Origin of the sequence: Brevibacillus panacihumi (genome assembly GCF_003710985.1) — a bacterium.
Lineage (GTDB): Bacteria > Bacillota > Bacilli > Brevibacillales > Brevibacillaceae > Brevibacillus > Brevibacillus panacihumi.
This window is the reverse complement of the sequence record NZ_RHHT01000029.1, coordinates 107720-123869: the sequence shown is the minus strand read 5'-3', so window position 1 is coordinate 123869 and position 16150 is coordinate 107720. Positions and strand designations below refer to the sequence as shown.

The following is a 16150-nucleotide window of genomic DNA, read 5'->3' as shown; positions in this document are numbered from 1 at the left end:
AGATAGCAAAAGCTACAAGAGGAATTCTTGTGAAGCTTGCCGTACGCGATAACCGAATGCCAAGGAAAGAAGAACATCGGAAAGCCGTATGAGGGAGAACCTCACGTACGGTTTGATGAGGGGGAACTGATAGGAGTAAGGCGACCAAACGGTCGCCAGAAAGCGTCAGTTCTCTACTCTACACCTTGATGCGCTTCTTCGAACCGGCTGCTTTTGGCCGCGGTTCCGCCTTTGGAGTGGGAGGCGGCCAGTGACGCCCCCAGCAAAGATCCCACCCCGCCCGGAGCGTTTTCTCCTTTTTCCTCCCCACCACCAAAGCCTATACGAAGCCCACAATCGACCACAAAAAACGGAATATTTCTATAACAGATCAAAATTTGTGTATATTTTCCTCTTCCTCGGGACATGACTAGAACCGAGAGGAGGTTTATCAAAAAATGAATGGAAAGCGAATAAGCAGTATCCTGGTGCTCGTAATCATGGTTTTAACCGGATTTGCCAGCGACGGATACGGCTATAACGCAGTCGGAGATGGATTGAGGGCCAACTCTGCATTTGGAATCAAGGAAATCAAGGAAGGTCAGCGGGTCGTCAAGAAGCGCACAGTATCCGCCAGCTCACTTACACAGGTGATAGATAAAACAGAAACGATGCTTGAACAGTATCCGAAAGTGCGCGTAGTGGCGACAGGGTATTACGCCGGTTTTGAATCTACCGGCAAAACGCCGTCACACCCGTCCTACGGGATTACCTATTCAGGTGTCAAAGTAAGAAGGGATGATTACTCCACCATCGCTGCTGACCTGCGGGTCTTCCCGCTGGGTACGATCCTGTACATACCAGGCTATGGGTATGGTGTCGTTGCGGATAAAGGCGGAGCGATTCGAGGAAACAAGATCGACCTGTACTTTGAAACGAAGCAGGATGTATTCAAGCAGTGGGGCAAAAAGTCAGTGGACGTCTACGTCGTGAAACGAGGAGAAGGCAAAGTAACGGAAGCCTTCCTCAATTCCCTCAATGAGAAAGGCGTAGCCGCCATGGCCGATCCGGTCGAATAAGGCAGAGCAAAAAAAACGTTCAGGGAACCCGAGCTACGGGCCTTGAACGTTTTTTCATGTCGCATGGGGATGCCGGATCAGGGCTTCAAGCTTTTCCAACCCGTCCAGAATTCGGGGAGAGGGACGGCAGTAGAGGCCTTCCTCCAGAAGATGAACACGGCTATTGCGTATCGCGGTCATTTCCTGCCACTCTGTCCGCTCTGTAATCATCATTGGCTTGATGCGCCGAAGCTCGATGCCGCACCAGACGACACAGATGTGATCCGGATCGCGATCCCGGACCATCTCGCGGGTCGCTTTGACATTGGCTACAGGATAGTCGGCAAAGATATTTACAGCGCCTACGATCTCGCTGACATCGGTCAGCCAGTTTTCGCCGCCGGGTGTGTAGATCGGATTGGGCCACCACTCCCAGTACAGCTTTGGTTTTTCTTCATAGGTAGCGGAGCGTTGCCGAATGTTTGCGATTTTTTCGTCAAATTGACGAGCTAAAAGTTCCGCTCGTTGCACCGTTCCTGTCGCTTCCCCGACAAGCCTGATATCTCCCGTGATTTCGGAGATGCGGGAAGGATTGAGAACGATGTGAGGGAGATTCCGCTCGCGAAGGGCTGCAATATTAGCTTCCATGCCGGGAACGCTGAGAGAAGCTACCACCAGATCGGGCCGCAAAGCTTCGACGCGGTTCATATCAATCGTCAGATCAGGACCTACACGGGGCAAATGCTGCAGGGACTGGGGCCAATCGGAATGGTCGTCCAGCCCGACAATTTGCTCGCCCAATCCCAAGTAATACAAGATCTCCGTATTGCTGGGGCAGATCGATACAATGCGCATGAGTCTCCCTCCAATCGGCATATCCTAGAAAAGCGGGTGGACCAATAGAGCAATGACGACACCCAGTGTGCCGCCGATCAAAACTTCAATTGGTTGATGACCGAGAAGCTCCTTCAGCTTTTTGGCTTTTTCCTGCTTGGGACGTGTTTTGAATGTCTTCATGCCTTCCAGCAGATGATTGAATTCCTCTACGAGCTTGTTGAGCACGACGGCCTGCATCCCTGCGTGACGGCGAACGCCAGCGGCATCAAACATGACGATGACGCCTAAAATCGCGGAGATCGCGAACATATTGCTGCCGAAGCCCTCCCGCAACCCTACTGCAGTAGAGAGTGCAGTGACGGCGGAGGAGTGGGAGCTTGGCATGCCGCCTGTGCTGAACATCAAGGACCACATCCACGTCCTGGTCGTGAAAAAATGCAGCGGAATTTTAATGAATTGCGCAATTCCTATGGCAAGAAGCGCAGCCCACAAGGGAAAGTTATCGAAAATGTCATTTGCCACAGAAATCCATTCCTTTCTATGTACACATCTGAGTTTATTGTAACAGATGGAGATAAGGCTCATCCGTTAAGATTGCGAAAAATGTCGCTCAATTTTCCCGGCACAATTGGACAAATCCAGGAAAAGACCAAAAGTGTTTGCAGACCAGATTGTTGGATGTCAGTGAATGGCAAACTGTGATACGATGAAAGTGGACGGGAGAAAAGGAAGGGGTGCATTCGGTGCCTTTGCCCGATCAATATCTTCAGTTCATCGAAAAATTCAATGCCGGAGAATACTACGAGTGCCACGATTTGCTGGAGGAAATCTGGATGGAAGACAAAAGCGACAAATTTCTCCAAGGACTTCTGCAGCTTTCCGTCGGTCTGTATCATCGTGAATACGGCAACATCAAGGGGGCTCGCTGGATGTTCGGCAATGCGCGCAAGTACTTGAGCCGCTACCAGCCCGTACATTGGGGCTTAGACGTTTCGGAAGTGATCGCTTACATAGCAAAATGCGAGGCTGCCCTGCCCGAGTCAGATACCATCTCGTATGCAGAGGCAAAAAACGAAGCGTTTCCTCTTTATCGTTTGCAAATCATCCACAGATAAAACCAAACACAAATGTGTTCATAATTGTATCCTAAGTCACGAAAAGAGGGAAGAGTAAATGCAAGTTAACGTCGAAAAACGTCCGCAGCTTCCAGAGGTTGATTGTGATGAATTGATCGTCCCGCTCTGGAAGGGAGAGGCTCTTGCCCAGATCTATCCGGAGCTGGACCATGCTTTTGATGGCGGTCTGGATGTGCTTCAGGCAAATAAGGAAATTAGCGGAGAGGCTAAAGCGATAGGCATCGTTCACTGCATGGGCAAGATCGCAGCCAAAAAACTGATTGTCATCGGAATGGGCGACCCTGATAAGTTCGATTTCGTCTCCGCTCGCAATGCATGGGGCCGAGCAGCGAAAACGGTGCTTGGAAAGGGAAGCCAAAAAACCGTAGCCATCGACTTGCCGACGACAGACAGGCTGGAAACGGATCGATTGGCACAGGCTGTGACCGAAGCCTTTGGTCTGGCTGACTATCATTACGAAGGCTATCGCCACAAGCCGAAGCGGGAAAACGATCCGGTAGCGACAGTGCGGATTTTGGCAGCGGAGGACGCCCAGGATGCAGTCCGTGAAGGAGTGCAGCGAGGAATGGCTCTTGCACAAGGAACCAATCTGGCGCGAACGCTGGTGAATGAGCCTGGCAACTACCTGCCGCCCCGCGCTCTCAAGGATGCCGCGGTGGATGTAGCGCGCCGCCATGGGATGCAGGTCGAAGTGCTGGAAAAGGCAAAGCTGGAGGAACTCGGCATGGGCGGTGTCCTCAGCGTCGCGCAGGGAAGCGTAGAGGAGCCTTACGTCGTCGTGGTTCGCTATCAGGGGCGCGAGACCTGGGACGATGTGATCGGACTGATCGGAAAAGGGGTAACTTTTGACACGGGAGGCATCTCCATCAAACCGGTGGCGGGGATGGAAAACATGAAGTCGGACATGGGCGGCGCGGGAGCTATGATCGGCGCACTGGAGGCGCTGGGCCAGCTCAAGCCGAAAGTAAATGTGCTGGCAGTCATCGGCACTGTGGAAAACATGCCTTCTGGCAGCGCTTATCGTCCTGGAGATGTCATCACGACGATGAGCGGCAAAACCGTAGAGATCATCACCACAGACGCAGAGGGACGCCTGGTTCTGGCCGATTGCATCACATACGCGAAGCAGCAGGGCGTCTCCTGCCTGGTGGACGCGGCTACCTTGACTGGCGGCATTGTCGTGGCATTGGGCAATGTGTGCTCCGGTGCGATGACGAACGACCAGGAGATGGTGGAAGAAGTGCTGGCAGCAGCAGAAGCGGCAGGCGAGCGCCTGTGGCAGCTGCCTACCTTTGACGAATATCGGGAACTGAACAAAAGCCACTTTGCAGACTTGAAAAATTCAGGTGGCCGCAACGGCCATGCGATCATCGGCGGCGTCTTTTTGCAGGAGTTTGCGGAAGATACGCCATGGGTGCATCTGGACATCGCGGGAACCGCGTACAATGTCAATCAGGGCGACATGCAGCCCGCAGGCGCAACAGGTGTTATGACGCGCACGATCACGCAATTTGTGATGCGGCGCGCACAAGCATAAATCAACCATCATCAAATCAGACATGATCAATAGGAGAGTGGAATTCATGGTACAAAATCCAAGTAATGAAACCCGCCGCCAACTGCTGGAAGAGGCCAAAACGATTGCCGTCGTCGGCTTGTCCAACAAGCCTGACCGCACGAGCTACATGGTTGCGGCAGCCATGCAAAACGCCGGCTATACGATTATTCCCGTCAATCCAATCATCGCAGGTGAAACAGTTCTGGGTGAAAAGGCAGTGGCTACGCTTGCCGAGATCGATACGCCAGTCGATATTGTCAACGTATTTCGCAGGAGTGAAGACATTCCGCCAGTAGCCGAGGACACGCTGGCCATGAAGCAGAAGCCGAAAGTGTTCTGGATGCAGCAGGGAATTTCCAACGATGAAGCGGCGAAGAAGGTCCGCGAAGCCGGGATTGAGGTCGTCAGCGACCTTTGCATCAAAGTAGATCACGCGCTGCTGCGCATTGGGAAATAGGAGTTGGTCAACATGCCAATCAACACTGCAGAAACAAAACGGGACCGCATTCCTCCTAACCAAAGGCAAACCACTGGCTTTCCTGTCCTTCACTACGGAGACGTGCCAGAATATACCGATCTGGCAACGCAATGGGATCTGCGCATTTTCGGTCTGGTCGAGGAAGAAGCCACATTATCCTATGAACAGGTCATGGCGCTGCCCAAAGGGAATTCCACCAATGACATTCACTGCGTGACAGGATGGAGCAAGCTGGACAACGTCTGGGAAGGGATTCCCGTCGAAGAAATCACCAAGCTCGTCCGCATCAAGCCGGAAGCCAAATACGTCATGCTGCACGCGGAGCACGGATGGACGGCCAACCTGCCGCTTGCAGACTTTCTTGCCCCGGGGAATCTCTTTGCCTACAAGCACAACGGGGAGGAACTGACTCCTGAACACGGCTGGCCGCTTCGTTTCGTGGTGCCGCATCTGTATTTCTGGAAAAGCGCCAAATGGGTGCGCGGCATCGAGTTTATGGAGAAGGATCGGCAGGGCTTTTGGGAGAAGAATGGGTATAATATGTATGGGGATCCCTGGAAAGAGCAACGTTTCGCTTGGGATTGAACAATAGAATGAAGAGGCAGGAAACCGCCTCTTCATTTTGTCTATAAGGATGTATTGCTCCGCCCACGCCAAAGGAAAGGCAAAAGCCGATGACGCCCTGTAATGCTGAACTTCATAGCTATTTTAGAATAAACAATCCGATCCGCATGAGGATACAAATCTCCCCTTCTTTTATTAAAAGCTTTCTGCACGATCAGCTTTCAGCTCTGATGGTTGATTACCCCCGATCAGGATCATGCCGAGGATAACAAGAAGACCACCTGACCATTGCTGCCACCCGGCACGCTCCCCCAGTACGATGACAGACAGCAATAATGCACTAAAAGGCATCATGCCAGATAAAGCAGCGGCCGTCTGCGCATCACATCGTTTTATGCCTGCATACCAAAAAATGAAGGCAATAGCCGTGACAAACGGTCCGTACCATACCAGTGCCAGCCATTGTTTCCAATCAATTGCAAAAAGAGTGGATACTGGCTGCTCAAAAATGGCAGGAATCAGGCATAAAGTCAATGCCATGGCCGTTACGAGCGCGGTTTGAGCAATAGGATGAAGCGGTTCTCTGTGTGAGGCTTCGGTTTTAACAGCGATGCGTGAAAATATATTAAACAAGGATTCACTCACCGCAGCGCAGAGCACCAGTACATTGCCGGCAAAATGATTGATTGAGAATGTGCTGATTGATCCTGGTGCGAGCAGGTTTTGTATCAGAAGAATACCTGCAACGGTACTAACAATACCGAGGAGCGCGGTTCGATTTACTGTTTCTTTCAATAGAAGCATGGCGAGCAGAACGGTGACGGCAGGAGTTGCGCCGGTTATGATCCCGGCCTCGCCAGCGCTTGTATGTAAAAGACCGTTCAGCAAAAACATGCGAAACAAAAAAACACCAAACAACGCCTGAATGGATAGAAGAATCCAGTCTCTCAAAGATAAACGACGGACCGTTTTCACGAGTTCCCGCCAGCCCAATGGTAGCAGGCACAGTAAGGCAAAAAACAAACTGACCGCTGTTATTGTAAAGATCCCCAGATTTTCGTCTAAGAACCGTGCTGCAATAACAGAGGTGCCAGCAAGCGAAAAAGCGCAAAACAGGTAATACATTCCTTTCATGCGTTCCAAAAAATCACATCCCCCGCAAGTCTATAGAAAAATGGATGGAAAATCATGCTACAATCGTAATGAATAAACTGGTATGGGAAAAGAACCAGTTTGACACAAGTTTATGCAGACCAGTTGGAGGCTATATGTGGGGGATTGAACTGCAGCGGCAAAGCGAAGTGCCACTGAAACGTCAGATTTATCAGGTTCTGAGGGACCAGATTTTGAACGGCAGACTACATGCAGGCGAGGCATTGCCTTCTACCCGGGAATTGGCAAACGAACTGAAAGTATCCCGCAATACCGTGAATGAGGCATACGAAATGCTCATTGTTGAAGGTTTTGTCTTGAGCCGCCAGGGAGCACCCACACGGGTGGCAGAAGGGTTGTATTTGGAGAAGAAGCCTGAAGTTGGATCGCCTGCGCAGGAAAAACCGACACTGCCATTCTTGGCTGATTTCCGGACGGGGCAGCCGGATTTGCGGCAATTCCCACGACATGTTTGGCAGCAGATCTCGCAGAAAACGATGCAAGAGATGCCTCCAAGTCTCTTGGGATATACCGGCCCCGAGGGATTGCCGAGGCTGCGTGAAGAAATTTCCGGATGGCTTTTTCGCAGCAAGGGCCTTTCGGTTGATGCTAAAAAAATCTTCATTACGGCGGGAGCCACCCATGCCCTGCATTTGATTGCCGACTTGTTGTATAAGGAAGGGAAGGAAATCCTGGTTGAGGATCCGTGCAATGCCGGCATGTTAGGTACATTGGCAAATAAAGGATACCCGATCACGCCTATTCCTGTAGATGCTTGGGGACTGCAGCCAGAATACCTGTATGGAAAACGCGCCTGTGCCGTTTATGTTACGCCATCACATCAATTCCCTCTGGGAGGGATTCTGCCAGCAGGCCGTCGCGCCCAATTGATTCGATATGCTAGAGAAAATGAAAGCTATATTGTGGAAGATGATTATGACAGCGAGTTCCGGTATTACGGCGATCCGGTAGCACCGCTTTATGCCATGGATCCAGAGCGGGTTATTTACGTCGGCACATTCAGCAAAGTTATGTTCCCGGCGCTTCGCATTGGCTATGTTATTCTGCCAGACAAGTTACATAAACGCTGGCGCCGTTTGCGCACCTATACGGATGTGCAGAATCCGCCTTTTGAACAAGCAGCAATGGCTGAATTTTTGCATACGAGAAAATTTGACCGACATATCGGAAGAATGAGAAAGCTATACGGAGCGCGTCGACAGGTACTGCTTACAACACTGAAAGAGCAGTTCAAAGACACATGGCAATCCTGGGGAGATGCCGCCGGGCTGCATCTTGCTGTAGAGTTTCCAGGCATGTCTTTTGATGATGCGTTTGTGGAAGCTTCCAGGCGCCACAAGATTCGCATTACGCCAGTGGAATATCACTGTATCCGAAAGGGGGAACACGTGAACAAGCTTTTGTTTGGCTATGGTCATCTGGAACCGGACGAAATCTATAAAGGAATTTTATTGTTGCGAAATTTTATGAAAGATACGGATGCACCCATGACCGAATAATTCTCAGCCTCTGGCAAAGCAGTGATAGTGGTGACATAACCGTGAGATTGGGATAACTACGGCGATCCTTGGTTTCGCTCGGAAACAAAAGTTTAGCCCTCCTTTTTATACTTCTAAAAGGAGGGCAGCTTATTACTATTTTTTTGATAGTCTTCTTTTCTTTAACACCCTCGATAACTTCAATGCAAAAATCGCAAATATGATAAACTTCGTCTTCGTTTAGAATGGAGCATCTTTTTGGAGTTAGTGTCTCCAGTTGCCATATCTCGTTGCGGTTTTGACAATGCTCACATCTTTGAAGTTCATCCACTTTCACTGTCTCCCTTAATTACTTTTGGTACCACACAGTTTCGGCAATACATGACCCGTTTTACGTTGAGCTTCGCAATTCCGCTGATGAGCCAATGGAAAGGATATGATAAACTGGAAACTAACGATAGATGAAAGGCTGATTGTGCATGAACCCAAAAACGACAAGCAGGGGACTTGTTGCGGAAGTAATTCAGTATGTCGCGGGAGTCATTATTTTGGTATTTGGGGTGATTATGATCGCTGGGGCAATGGCTTCCGAGAAGACAAAGTTGTCCGAAACGAGCGATCTGGTACTCTTTCTTCTGCTCGGGGTTCTTCCAGCTGTGTTCGGTGGCTGGCTATTGTTCGCGGCAAGAAAAAATACCAGGCTCCGAAGGTTAGACGCAATGGAAAATTTGGTGCTTCAGATTGCTGCACGTTACGGCGGAAAATTAACCGCTACCGAGCTTGCGATGAATTCCAAGCTGTCGATTACGCAGGCGAATGAAGTGTTGGAGAGTTTTACGAAGCAGAACGTAGCCTACCTCAAGATAACGAACAATGGCACGTACGTGTATCAATTTGAGGGAATTATCAGCCAACAGGACAAAGATCAGGCAGAATCGTTGAAATCCTTGATTTATAAAGAATAGCGTCGTCTGTAAAACATGCTGAAACCTCATCCTTTGTTGATGAGGTTTTTGATTTGTTCAGGGATTGCTTAGAGGCAGATAAACAGTAAAAATAGTCCCTTCATCAGGCTGACTTGAAACGTGGATGAAACCGCCGTGGGCTCTTACAAAATGGTGGGCGATGGATAATCCAAGGCCTGTACCGCCTGAATGACGCGAGCGCGCTTCTTCTACGCGGTAAAATCGATCGAATAGGTGAAGCAGGTCTTCTTCCGGTATACCGATGCCGGTGTCAATCACCGAGACGCGTGCAAATAGCGCATTCTGCTCCACGATCCGTTCCAGGTGTGCCGTCAGATCGAGCGGTTTGCAATCGAGCGTCAAACGGCCTGCCTCTGCCAACGACAAGACATGAAGATCTTCTACAAGCAGGCTCAATCGGATCACTTCATCATGGATCCGAAGCATTTCCGGCGGGACAGGATGACCAGCCTGCTGATAATTTTCCAGCTTCAACTGCATAATGGACAGCGGAGTACGAAGCTCGTGGGTGACATCAGCCACCAACCGCCTGCGAGCGTCCTCCGCTTCCCGTAGGCGATGCGTCATATCGTTGAATGTCTGGATTACTTTCCCGTATTCGTCTTTTGATTGTACAGGAACATTTACCTCCAGATCCCCCTTTGCCACGCGTTCGATAGCGGCAATGAGCTTGCGAAGCGGGAGAGTCAGTACCCCTGAAATCCAGAGACTGAAGAAAAGGCCAGTCGCTATGAAAAATCCCCATTTTCCAAGCCAAAAAAACTCCATCTTTGCAGTAACATACGTTTTCAAGATTTCAATTTGTTCTTCGGGTGGAGCGTTCAAAAAAACTGCGTTGATTTCTTCATTTCGAAATTGATCGAACAAGGACTCCATGTAAACCAGATTGGTTACGGCATGAGAGCCGCCAAGGATAAGAACGAGCAGTCCCATGCAGACAAATATTTTTTGGAGTACGGTCAACGTCATGATGGTTCACCGAATCGGTAGCCGAAACCGTATACGGTTTGAATATAGCGGGGATTGGCTGGATCGTCTTCCAGCTTGCGGCGAAGATTCCGGATATGGGAATCCATTGTTCGTTCGTATCCCATGTACTCATCCTGCAAAGCCACCTTTAACAATTGCAAACGGCTGAAGACAATGCCGGGACGAGCGGCCAGCGTGTACAAAATTTTGAATTCGGTCGGAGTCAGTTGGATCTCCTGGCCGTCTTTTAATACCTGGCATTTGGCCTCGGAAATGCTCAAGTTATCCCTTTCCAAGAACATGGACCTGTCCTCAGATCCACGCAAGCGGCGAAGCAACGCTCGGATACGTGAAGCCAGTTCGCGCAAGCTGAACGGTTTCGTCAAATAATCGTCCGCACCGATTTCCAGTCCGACGATTTTATCCGATTCATCCGATCGTGCAGTGACCATAATAATGCCGCATTGTGACGTTTGCCTGATTTCACGGCATACGTCGATGCCGCTTTTCTCAGGGAGCATCCAATCCAGCACGACAAGTTCGGGCCGTTCAGACCGGGCTATCGCAAGCGCTTCCTTGCCGGTACGAGCTGTCAATACGCGGAACCCTTCGCGTTGCAGATAGGTTTGCATCTCATCAAGCATGCCCGGTTCGTCCTCCACGACCAACAGTTTTGCATCCATCTCAATCACATCGTTTCTATATGGAGTGTGCTTCCTTGACGAAATGATACCGCTTACCGAGATTATACCGTGATTTCTTCGGGACTTGAAGAAATCCACACGATGAGAGGAGGATCTGCATAAGTTCTCGACATTTATTGTGTAAAGTGGCTGTGAAGGTTGAGAAAATAGCGGAAGCCAAGAAAGAAGATTCGAACCGGGAAAGTAAGGCGTAATGGAAAGCGCGGGCCAAGGGGAGGGGATATCCAGCAAATCCGCAATCGATTGAACAATTACATTTGAGAAACCCGATACTGCCGGATCAGGGGAACGATTTCAAAAAGCTCCTACCTTATCGAAAGCGAAAAAAGGGGAAATGAACAAATGAAAATGAAGCTAGTTTCATTCGTAATTCTTTGTACACTTCTACTTGTACCGACGATTGCCTTTGCTGAAGTGACCACCGCTAATGTCGGATATGGACTAACAACCTCCGGGAGAATCTGGGCCACGGTAGACGCGTTTGTGGGGCTGATCAGCGCGAGCCTCGCTGGGCTGTCTCTGGCTCGCTCCGCCGGTCGTTTCGGCACTGGCAGCGGGCGACGCGGGGCCATTGTTGCCGTGGTGGTAGGGATTATCGTCATAGCCTACGCTATGCTGCATCTGACCATATACACTGGTGATTTCGGCACAGGCGACGGGAGAGCAGGGGCCATCATTGCCATCGTGATGGGGCTGACCAGCATGGTCCTTGCTGGGCTAACTCTGGCCCGCTCCCGCCGCATAGGCTGACCCGAACATTCCGATCTGTTTCCCAAGACCCAGTCCAACATTTACTCACAAAAAATCCACAAAAGTCAAACAAATCTGTGGATATCTATTAGCCATGAAAAAGCGGCATGCTGGAAGAAAAGGATCCAGTATGCCGCTTGTGTTGTTTCCACGTATCTATTGAGTCAGTAATTCCTCTCTTTTGGTGATCACATTATCCCAGTCAATCAGATACACTTTTACCCCTGCTAGTTTATATTTGTCGCCAGCTTGCGTATAAATTTTCTCGGTGAACTCTCTTGTATCCTCATTGAATGAAAGAGAACCTTGAACAGGATCAATCTGACGGGAGAACACCTTGGAGATAGAAATTTTCACCTTATCAATTTGATAGCCGTTGATGAAGGAACCTTGGGAATTTTTTTCGAGCATATAGAACATGTTGGCATGAACCATGCGGGAAATCGGAGTCAAGGTCCCGGTGCTTTCCATCTTGGGAATAACAAGCTCTTGGTTGTTTACAATATTAACTACCTTTTCGTAATAGGGACGTAGAGCGTACACATAATCCAGGGGATGTGGATAATTTTGCTGACCTTGCATGCCGGCATACTGTGGTGCAGTTTTGGCTCGATCAGCACTTTCAAAACGGACAGCAGGAGTGTCGTTATCCCATGTTTGACCGATGCCGAACATATTGGCAATGGTAGCGGCAGGAACATACACGTTGCCGTTGTAGCTGAATGGTTCTGCCTTGGTTTGAATCTCCTGGCCATTGACAATTAATTTGATATTTGCAAAATTAGCGCGTATGGTTTCCGTTGCTTTTTTTGCCAGTGCGCTGTTGCTACCGGCCATCATTCCTCCCGTAAACAATAACGCCCCCGCAACACTTCCAATGACGATTTTTTTCGAAATATTCAACACGAATCTCGCTCCTTCTTTGTTCGGTGTATACAAATAAAACGTAAAAAAAGAAAAAATGTTGCATGTTTCAACCATTGTTATGTAGGGGTCCATCTCAACATGCTCAGATGGACCCGCCAAATCAGCTTACTTCGTTTTAGTCTTCAATATCTTCCCGAATTTCTCTGAGTCTGCGCAGTGCTTCCCGCAGCTCTCGAATTACTTCTTCGAGAATGCGTTCCACTTGTCGAATTTGTCTAGCTTCATTATTTTCTCTGTTTCCCATACTCGCTCCCTCCTTTACAAATGACTAGCGATTAACAAGTGTGTACAAACAAAACTTGTTCTCTCGCTAAAACATTGCTATGTAAAAAGTTGTCCGCCCGTGCGATAAGAGAGACAAGATTGGGTAACAAGTTTTAATTTTGATGAAAAAGTATAGAAAGAGGAGGATCGCGATACTAGTTATGAGTAGTTGGGGAAATATGGATTTTGGAGTTGTGTAAGCCGTTGACCAGTTCACATCCTTGTCTCCATTAATACGATGGGATCAAGTAAAGGATGGAAGGGTGGTACCAGTGGCTAAGAAAAAAAGGTACAAATGGAGATTAAAACACAGACGTACATCGCAAATCCAAAGACATGTTCATGAGTTTCTGGGGAGCACACAGCTTGCAGAAGAAGGGGAGGATAGACATAATCACCGTTTTGCTGGAGTGACTGGACAAGCGATACCTAGAGGAAATAGTCATGTGCATGTAATTAGAACGAATACAGACTTCTTCAATCATCTTCATAGAGTCAGAATTATTACTGGTCCAGCAATACCTGTTGGCAATGGCAAGCATGTGCATTTCGTAAAAGGAACCACAACATTTAACGATGGTCATGTCCATCGATTTAAATTTGCAACATTAATTCAAAAACCTCTGATCTAAATCTGCCCCCTTGCTGGGAGACAAAGAATAAAAACGGACACCTTGGCTTAAGGAGGCGTCCGTTTTTGCCCTTTACAGGATTTTTCTTTTGAAAAGCTATTGTTTCAGAGCCTTGTAAGCATTGGCCTCGCCTGCTCCGAAGTATTGGTCTGTCCCTCTTTTGCCCATGTCAATCGCGGTTTTCTTAATCAAATTGGCCACCTGAGATGGTTTCAAATCTGGATTGGCTGCCTTGATTACCCCAGCAATTCCCGCCACTTTGGGAGCAGCCATCGAGGTGCCATGAAGCAGAGCGTAGTCATGCAGATTGGAAGTGAAATACGGGTCCAGATAGGTTGGCCAAGTGCTGAGTGTTCGGTAGTGGAAATCTCTCTGGTCCAAATCGCCTGTCTCTGCATAGATGGGACCGTTATCCCCTCCGGGAGCAGCAACATCGATGGAGCGGGTTCCGTAATTGGAGTAGAACGCGATCTCATCTTCTGACCATTCGGTCGACGAGGAGACAGTGATGACTCCCGGAACCTGTCCGGGGACCTCCTTGGAAGCGCCTTTGAATTCGAAGCCGAGATCGCCGTAAGTCTCGTTCATATATCGGGTGATCTCTGTAGGATTGTTCAAGTTCAACGATTCGTTGCCAGCTGCTACTACGACCGTTACTCCTTTTTTCACAGCATAATCAATCGCCCGTTTCCAGATCAGGATGTCGGCTACATCGCTATAGGAGCCCTCTCCTTGGAACGTGTACCGGGAGATGGCATCGAAGCCGCCAATCGACATATTGATGACATCGACCTCATCGTCCGCAGCTTGAATGATAGCGGCGGCGATCCAGGAGGTAGGAGCCCCATCATTTTCCGGGAACACGCGGTACACCCTCAGTCCCAGATTTGGCCCGACTCCTTTGATCTTGCCGTTGCCCGCGATGGAACCGGCGACGTGTGTGCCATGTCCGTCACGGTCTCGGATATCGTCCGGATCACCCGTTTCGCTCGAGTCGATGCCGGCAGGCACAAAGTTCATGCCGCCGAGCAGGTTGTCCCTTAAATCCGGATGGTCCGGATCGATTCCGGAATCAATGACGCCTACGACGGCTTTATGCCTACGATTGGTGCCGCCTGTTTCGATGTCATAGGATTTTCCATCGTTTGTGATACGCTGCATATCCCACTGATATTCCCAGTAGCTGTCAATATCCTCTGGCTGGGGGATATCCGTGACAGGCTGGCCATCCGCTGCGGAACGGTCGATTTTTTTGTAACCTAGCTTATGGGTGAATGCGAGATTGGCCGCCTGGATTCCGCGAACCCCTTTCAGGTTCTTCAGGAAGCCGCGTTCGTTCGACTTGATTTCAACGGCGCCAATCTCCGGCAATGCACGTACTACTTCTCCACCGGCTTCCTCGATCAGATCCTCATAATCTGAGGGCAGATCGTTTTTGAATACGACCAGATACGGATTCGAGGAACTCTTGGCAGAAACGAAGCTTCCGGGAGCGATAAATAGACTGGCTGTCAGCAACCCACTCAAAACAGCGAAAGCGATTTTGCGTTTCACATCGAAGACCCCTTTCTACTATTTGATAAACAATGGATTCACTCTTCCTCCGATCAAATCCTTTATATACATCAAGAATATTTTTCGTAATTATAGACAAGCTTCGCCGATCGTCTACTGACATTGTCCAACTCTGGCGAAGGATGGCTATTGAATGCGTAACACGCTGACTTAGTTTAGAAACTTGAAGATTTGAAAATATGCGAAGTGCTCGATGATGTTTGTCCGTTTCAAGGGAACTCCTGGAATCATTAATTAATACAGAATAAGGGATCCCCTTATATTACCAAATGGGGAGGTGTGAAAATGGCGATTATTAAACCATTTGTAACCTCAGTGAGATTCAACTCAACAATGGGAGCTGGGACTGGGACAGGCGCTACCTTTGCTATTGCTGCTACAGCATTCAATGATGACGCAGGCGCTGCTGCTACCGCATTTCCCAGCACATTCGCTTACTATAATCTGTATGTGAATGGGGTCATTCAGCCAGGGAATACCTCGACGATTACAACTACAAGTATTACGATTCCAGATGGCGATGCTGAAAACGGTGGTACACCAGTCTGTGTTGAATTCGTGATTAACTGAGGAAAAAGAAAAAAGGTATACCCCAGGAGCGAAAAAGGACCTGGGGTATACCTTTAAAAAAGAAGAGGGGATGGAATGAAGCCAAAAGCGGAGCGTGTCAGCATAAGTAGAATGGCAAGGTACCAATTAATCCCCCCGTACGGATGCCCTACAATCTTTCCCGTACAATCCTGTCCTCCCTGTCCTCCTTGTCCATGCACTCCCGGCCTCTTGAAGGCGGAGACGTATCAGTTTACAGCCTTTTCAGATGGAATGAAAAACGTGTATACCGACAGTGATGCGGCAGGGTCGTTTAGTACTTCCGGCATACTCGGCCCGAATGATGTGACTGTGACAAATCTTTTTATCAACGGAATTTTGCAATCTCCCAATCTCTACGCCGTTCAAACTGGCGTTCTGGTGCTCAGTGACGTACCTGCAAAGGGTGTACCCTTGATTCTACAGTTCATCAAGATCATGACATGACACCGATCCGCCGCCCGTTTCAGGCGGTGTTTTCGTGTTCCAGAGTG

Annotated in this window: 19 protein-coding genes; 11 read left to right on the top strand and 8 right to left on the bottom strand. The window is 49.2% G+C overall.

The features are described from left to right. Positions 1 to 437: 437 nt before the first annotated feature. Positions 438 to 1058 (top strand): 3D domain-containing protein, encoded by a 621-nt coding sequence (locus EDM58_RS14525; RefSeq protein ID WP_122913960.1) that lies wholly within the window; start codon positions 438 to 440, stop codon positions 1056 to 1058. A gap of 54 nt (positions 1059 to 1112) precedes the next feature. Here the strand turns inward: EDM58_RS14525 and EDM58_RS14520 are convergent, their stop codons facing one another. Both EDM58_RS14520 and EDM58_RS14515 read right to left on the bottom strand, forming a co-directional pair. Next, positions 1113 to 1892 (bottom strand): cobalamin-binding protein, encoded by a 780-nt coding sequence (locus EDM58_RS14520; RefSeq protein WP_122913959.1) that lies wholly within the window; start codon positions 1890 to 1892, stop codon positions 1113 to 1115. Between the two features lie 24 nt (positions 1893 to 1916). Next, positions 1917 to 2396 (bottom strand): divergent PAP2 family protein, encoded by a 480-nt coding sequence (locus EDM58_RS14515; protein ID WP_122913958.1) that lies wholly within the window; start codon positions 2394 to 2396, stop codon positions 1917 to 1919. A 221-nt stretch (positions 2397 to 2617) separates the two neighbouring features. On the opposite strand from EDM58_RS14515, the gene EDM58_RS14510 reads away from it, so the two are divergent. The 4 genes from EDM58_RS14510 to EDM58_RS14495 are packed head-to-tail and all read left to right on the top strand — an operon-like array spanning position 2618 to position 5631. Further along, entirely contained in the window at positions 2618 to 2989 is a 372-nt protein-coding gene (locus EDM58_RS14510; RefSeq protein WP_122913980.1) for a DUF309 domain-containing protein, read from the top strand. 58 nt (positions 2990 to 3047) lie between these two features. After that, positions 3048 to 4547, top strand: a complete 1500-nt coding sequence (locus EDM58_RS14505) for a leucyl aminopeptidase (protein WP_122913957.1) — start codon at positions 3048 to 3050, stop codon at positions 4545 to 4547. Between the two features lie 46 nt (positions 4548 to 4593). Continuing rightward, positions 4594 to 5025 carry a CoA-binding protein gene (locus tag EDM58_RS14500; RefSeq protein WP_122913956.1) on the top strand — a complete coding sequence of 144 codons (432 nt, stop codon included), beginning with the start codon at positions 4594 to 4596 and terminating at the stop codon, positions 5023 to 5025. Positions 5026 to 5037: 12 nt separating this feature from the next. Continuing rightward, positions 5038 to 5631, top strand: a complete 594-nt coding sequence (locus EDM58_RS14495) for a sulfite oxidase-like oxidoreductase (RefSeq protein ID WP_122913955.1) — start codon at positions 5038 to 5040, stop codon at positions 5629 to 5631. Between the two features lie 174 nt (positions 5632 to 5805). On the opposite strand, the gene EDM58_RS14490 is transcribed toward EDM58_RS14495, so the two are convergent. Then, positions 5806 to 6744 carry a DMT family transporter gene (locus EDM58_RS14490; RefSeq protein WP_246000745.1) on the bottom strand — a complete coding sequence of 313 codons (939 nt, stop codon included), beginning with the start codon at positions 6742 to 6744 and terminating at the stop codon, positions 5806 to 5808. A gap of 134 nt (positions 6745 to 6878) precedes the next feature. On the opposite strand from EDM58_RS14490, the gene pdxR reads away from it, so the two are divergent. Then, positions 6879 to 8282 (top strand): MocR-like pyridoxine biosynthesis transcription factor PdxR, encoded by a 1404-nt coding sequence (pdxR, locus tag EDM58_RS14485; RefSeq protein ID WP_122913952.1) that lies wholly within the window; start codon positions 6879 to 6881, stop codon positions 8280 to 8282. 458 nt (positions 8283 to 8740) lie between these two features. Next, positions 8741 to 9226 carry a hypothetical protein gene (locus EDM58_RS14480; protein WP_122913951.1) on the top strand — a complete coding sequence of 162 codons (486 nt, stop codon included), beginning with the start codon at positions 8741 to 8743 and terminating at the stop codon, positions 9224 to 9226. A 57-nt stretch (positions 9227 to 9283) separates the two neighbouring features. Here EDM58_RS14480 and EDM58_RS14475 read toward each other — a convergent pair whose 3' ends face one another. Further along, on the bottom strand, positions 9284 to 10216 hold the full coding sequence (locus tag EDM58_RS14475) for a sensor histidine kinase (protein WP_122913949.1): 933 nt from the start codon (positions 10214 to 10216) through the stop codon (positions 9284 to 9286). Continuing rightward, positions 10213 to 10899 (bottom strand): response regulator transcription factor, encoded by a 687-nt coding sequence (locus EDM58_RS14470; protein WP_122913948.1) that lies wholly within the window; start codon positions 10897 to 10899, stop codon positions 10213 to 10215. The genes EDM58_RS14475 and EDM58_RS14470 overlap by 4 nt, the downstream gene beginning before the upstream one ends. A gap of 369 nt (positions 10900 to 11268) precedes the next feature. On the opposite strand from EDM58_RS14470, the gene EDM58_RS14465 reads away from it, so the two are divergent. Next, on the top strand, positions 11269 to 11670 hold the full coding sequence (locus EDM58_RS14465; protein ID WP_246000739.1) for a DUF6223 family protein: 402 nt from the start codon (positions 11269 to 11271) through the stop codon (positions 11668 to 11670). Between the two features lie 156 nt (positions 11671 to 11826). Here the strand turns inward: EDM58_RS14465 and EDM58_RS14460 are convergent, their stop codons facing one another. Continuing rightward, on the bottom strand, positions 11827 to 12576 hold the full coding sequence (locus tag EDM58_RS14460; protein WP_183187510.1) for a stalk domain-containing protein: 750 nt from the start codon (positions 12574 to 12576) through the stop codon (positions 11827 to 11829). Between the two features lie 136 nt (positions 12577 to 12712). Then, positions 12713 to 12841, bottom strand: a complete 129-nt coding sequence (locus EDM58_RS26405; protein ID WP_281275088.1) for a hypothetical protein — start codon at positions 12839 to 12841, stop codon at positions 12713 to 12715. Between the two features lie 292 nt (positions 12842 to 13133). Here EDM58_RS26405 and EDM58_RS14455 point away from each other — a divergent pair, with 292 nt between their 5' ends. Next, entirely contained in the window at positions 13134 to 13493 is a 360-nt protein-coding gene (locus tag EDM58_RS14455) for a YmaF family protein (protein WP_122913978.1), read from the top strand. A 96-nt stretch (positions 13494 to 13589) separates the two neighbouring features. Here the strand turns inward: EDM58_RS14455 and EDM58_RS14450 are convergent, their stop codons facing one another. Beyond that, complete coding sequence (locus EDM58_RS14450; RefSeq protein ID WP_122913945.1) at positions 13590 to 15047, bottom strand: S8 family serine peptidase; 1458 nt, start codon at positions 15045 to 15047, stop codon at positions 13590 to 13592. 306 nt (positions 15048 to 15353) lie between these two features. Between EDM58_RS14450 and EDM58_RS14445 the strand changes: the two genes are divergently transcribed. Both EDM58_RS14445 and EDM58_RS26400 read left to right on the top strand, forming a co-directional pair. Then, positions 15354 to 15638 (top strand): DUF4183 domain-containing protein, encoded by a 285-nt coding sequence (locus tag EDM58_RS14445; protein ID WP_122913943.1) that lies wholly within the window; start codon positions 15354 to 15356, stop codon positions 15636 to 15638. A gap of 75 nt (positions 15639 to 15713) precedes the next feature. After that, on the top strand, positions 15714 to 16103 hold the full coding sequence (locus EDM58_RS26400) for a DUF4183 domain-containing protein (RefSeq protein WP_122913941.1): 390 nt from the start codon (positions 15714 to 15716) through the stop codon (positions 16101 to 16103). Positions 16104 to 16150: the final 47 nt, after the last annotated feature.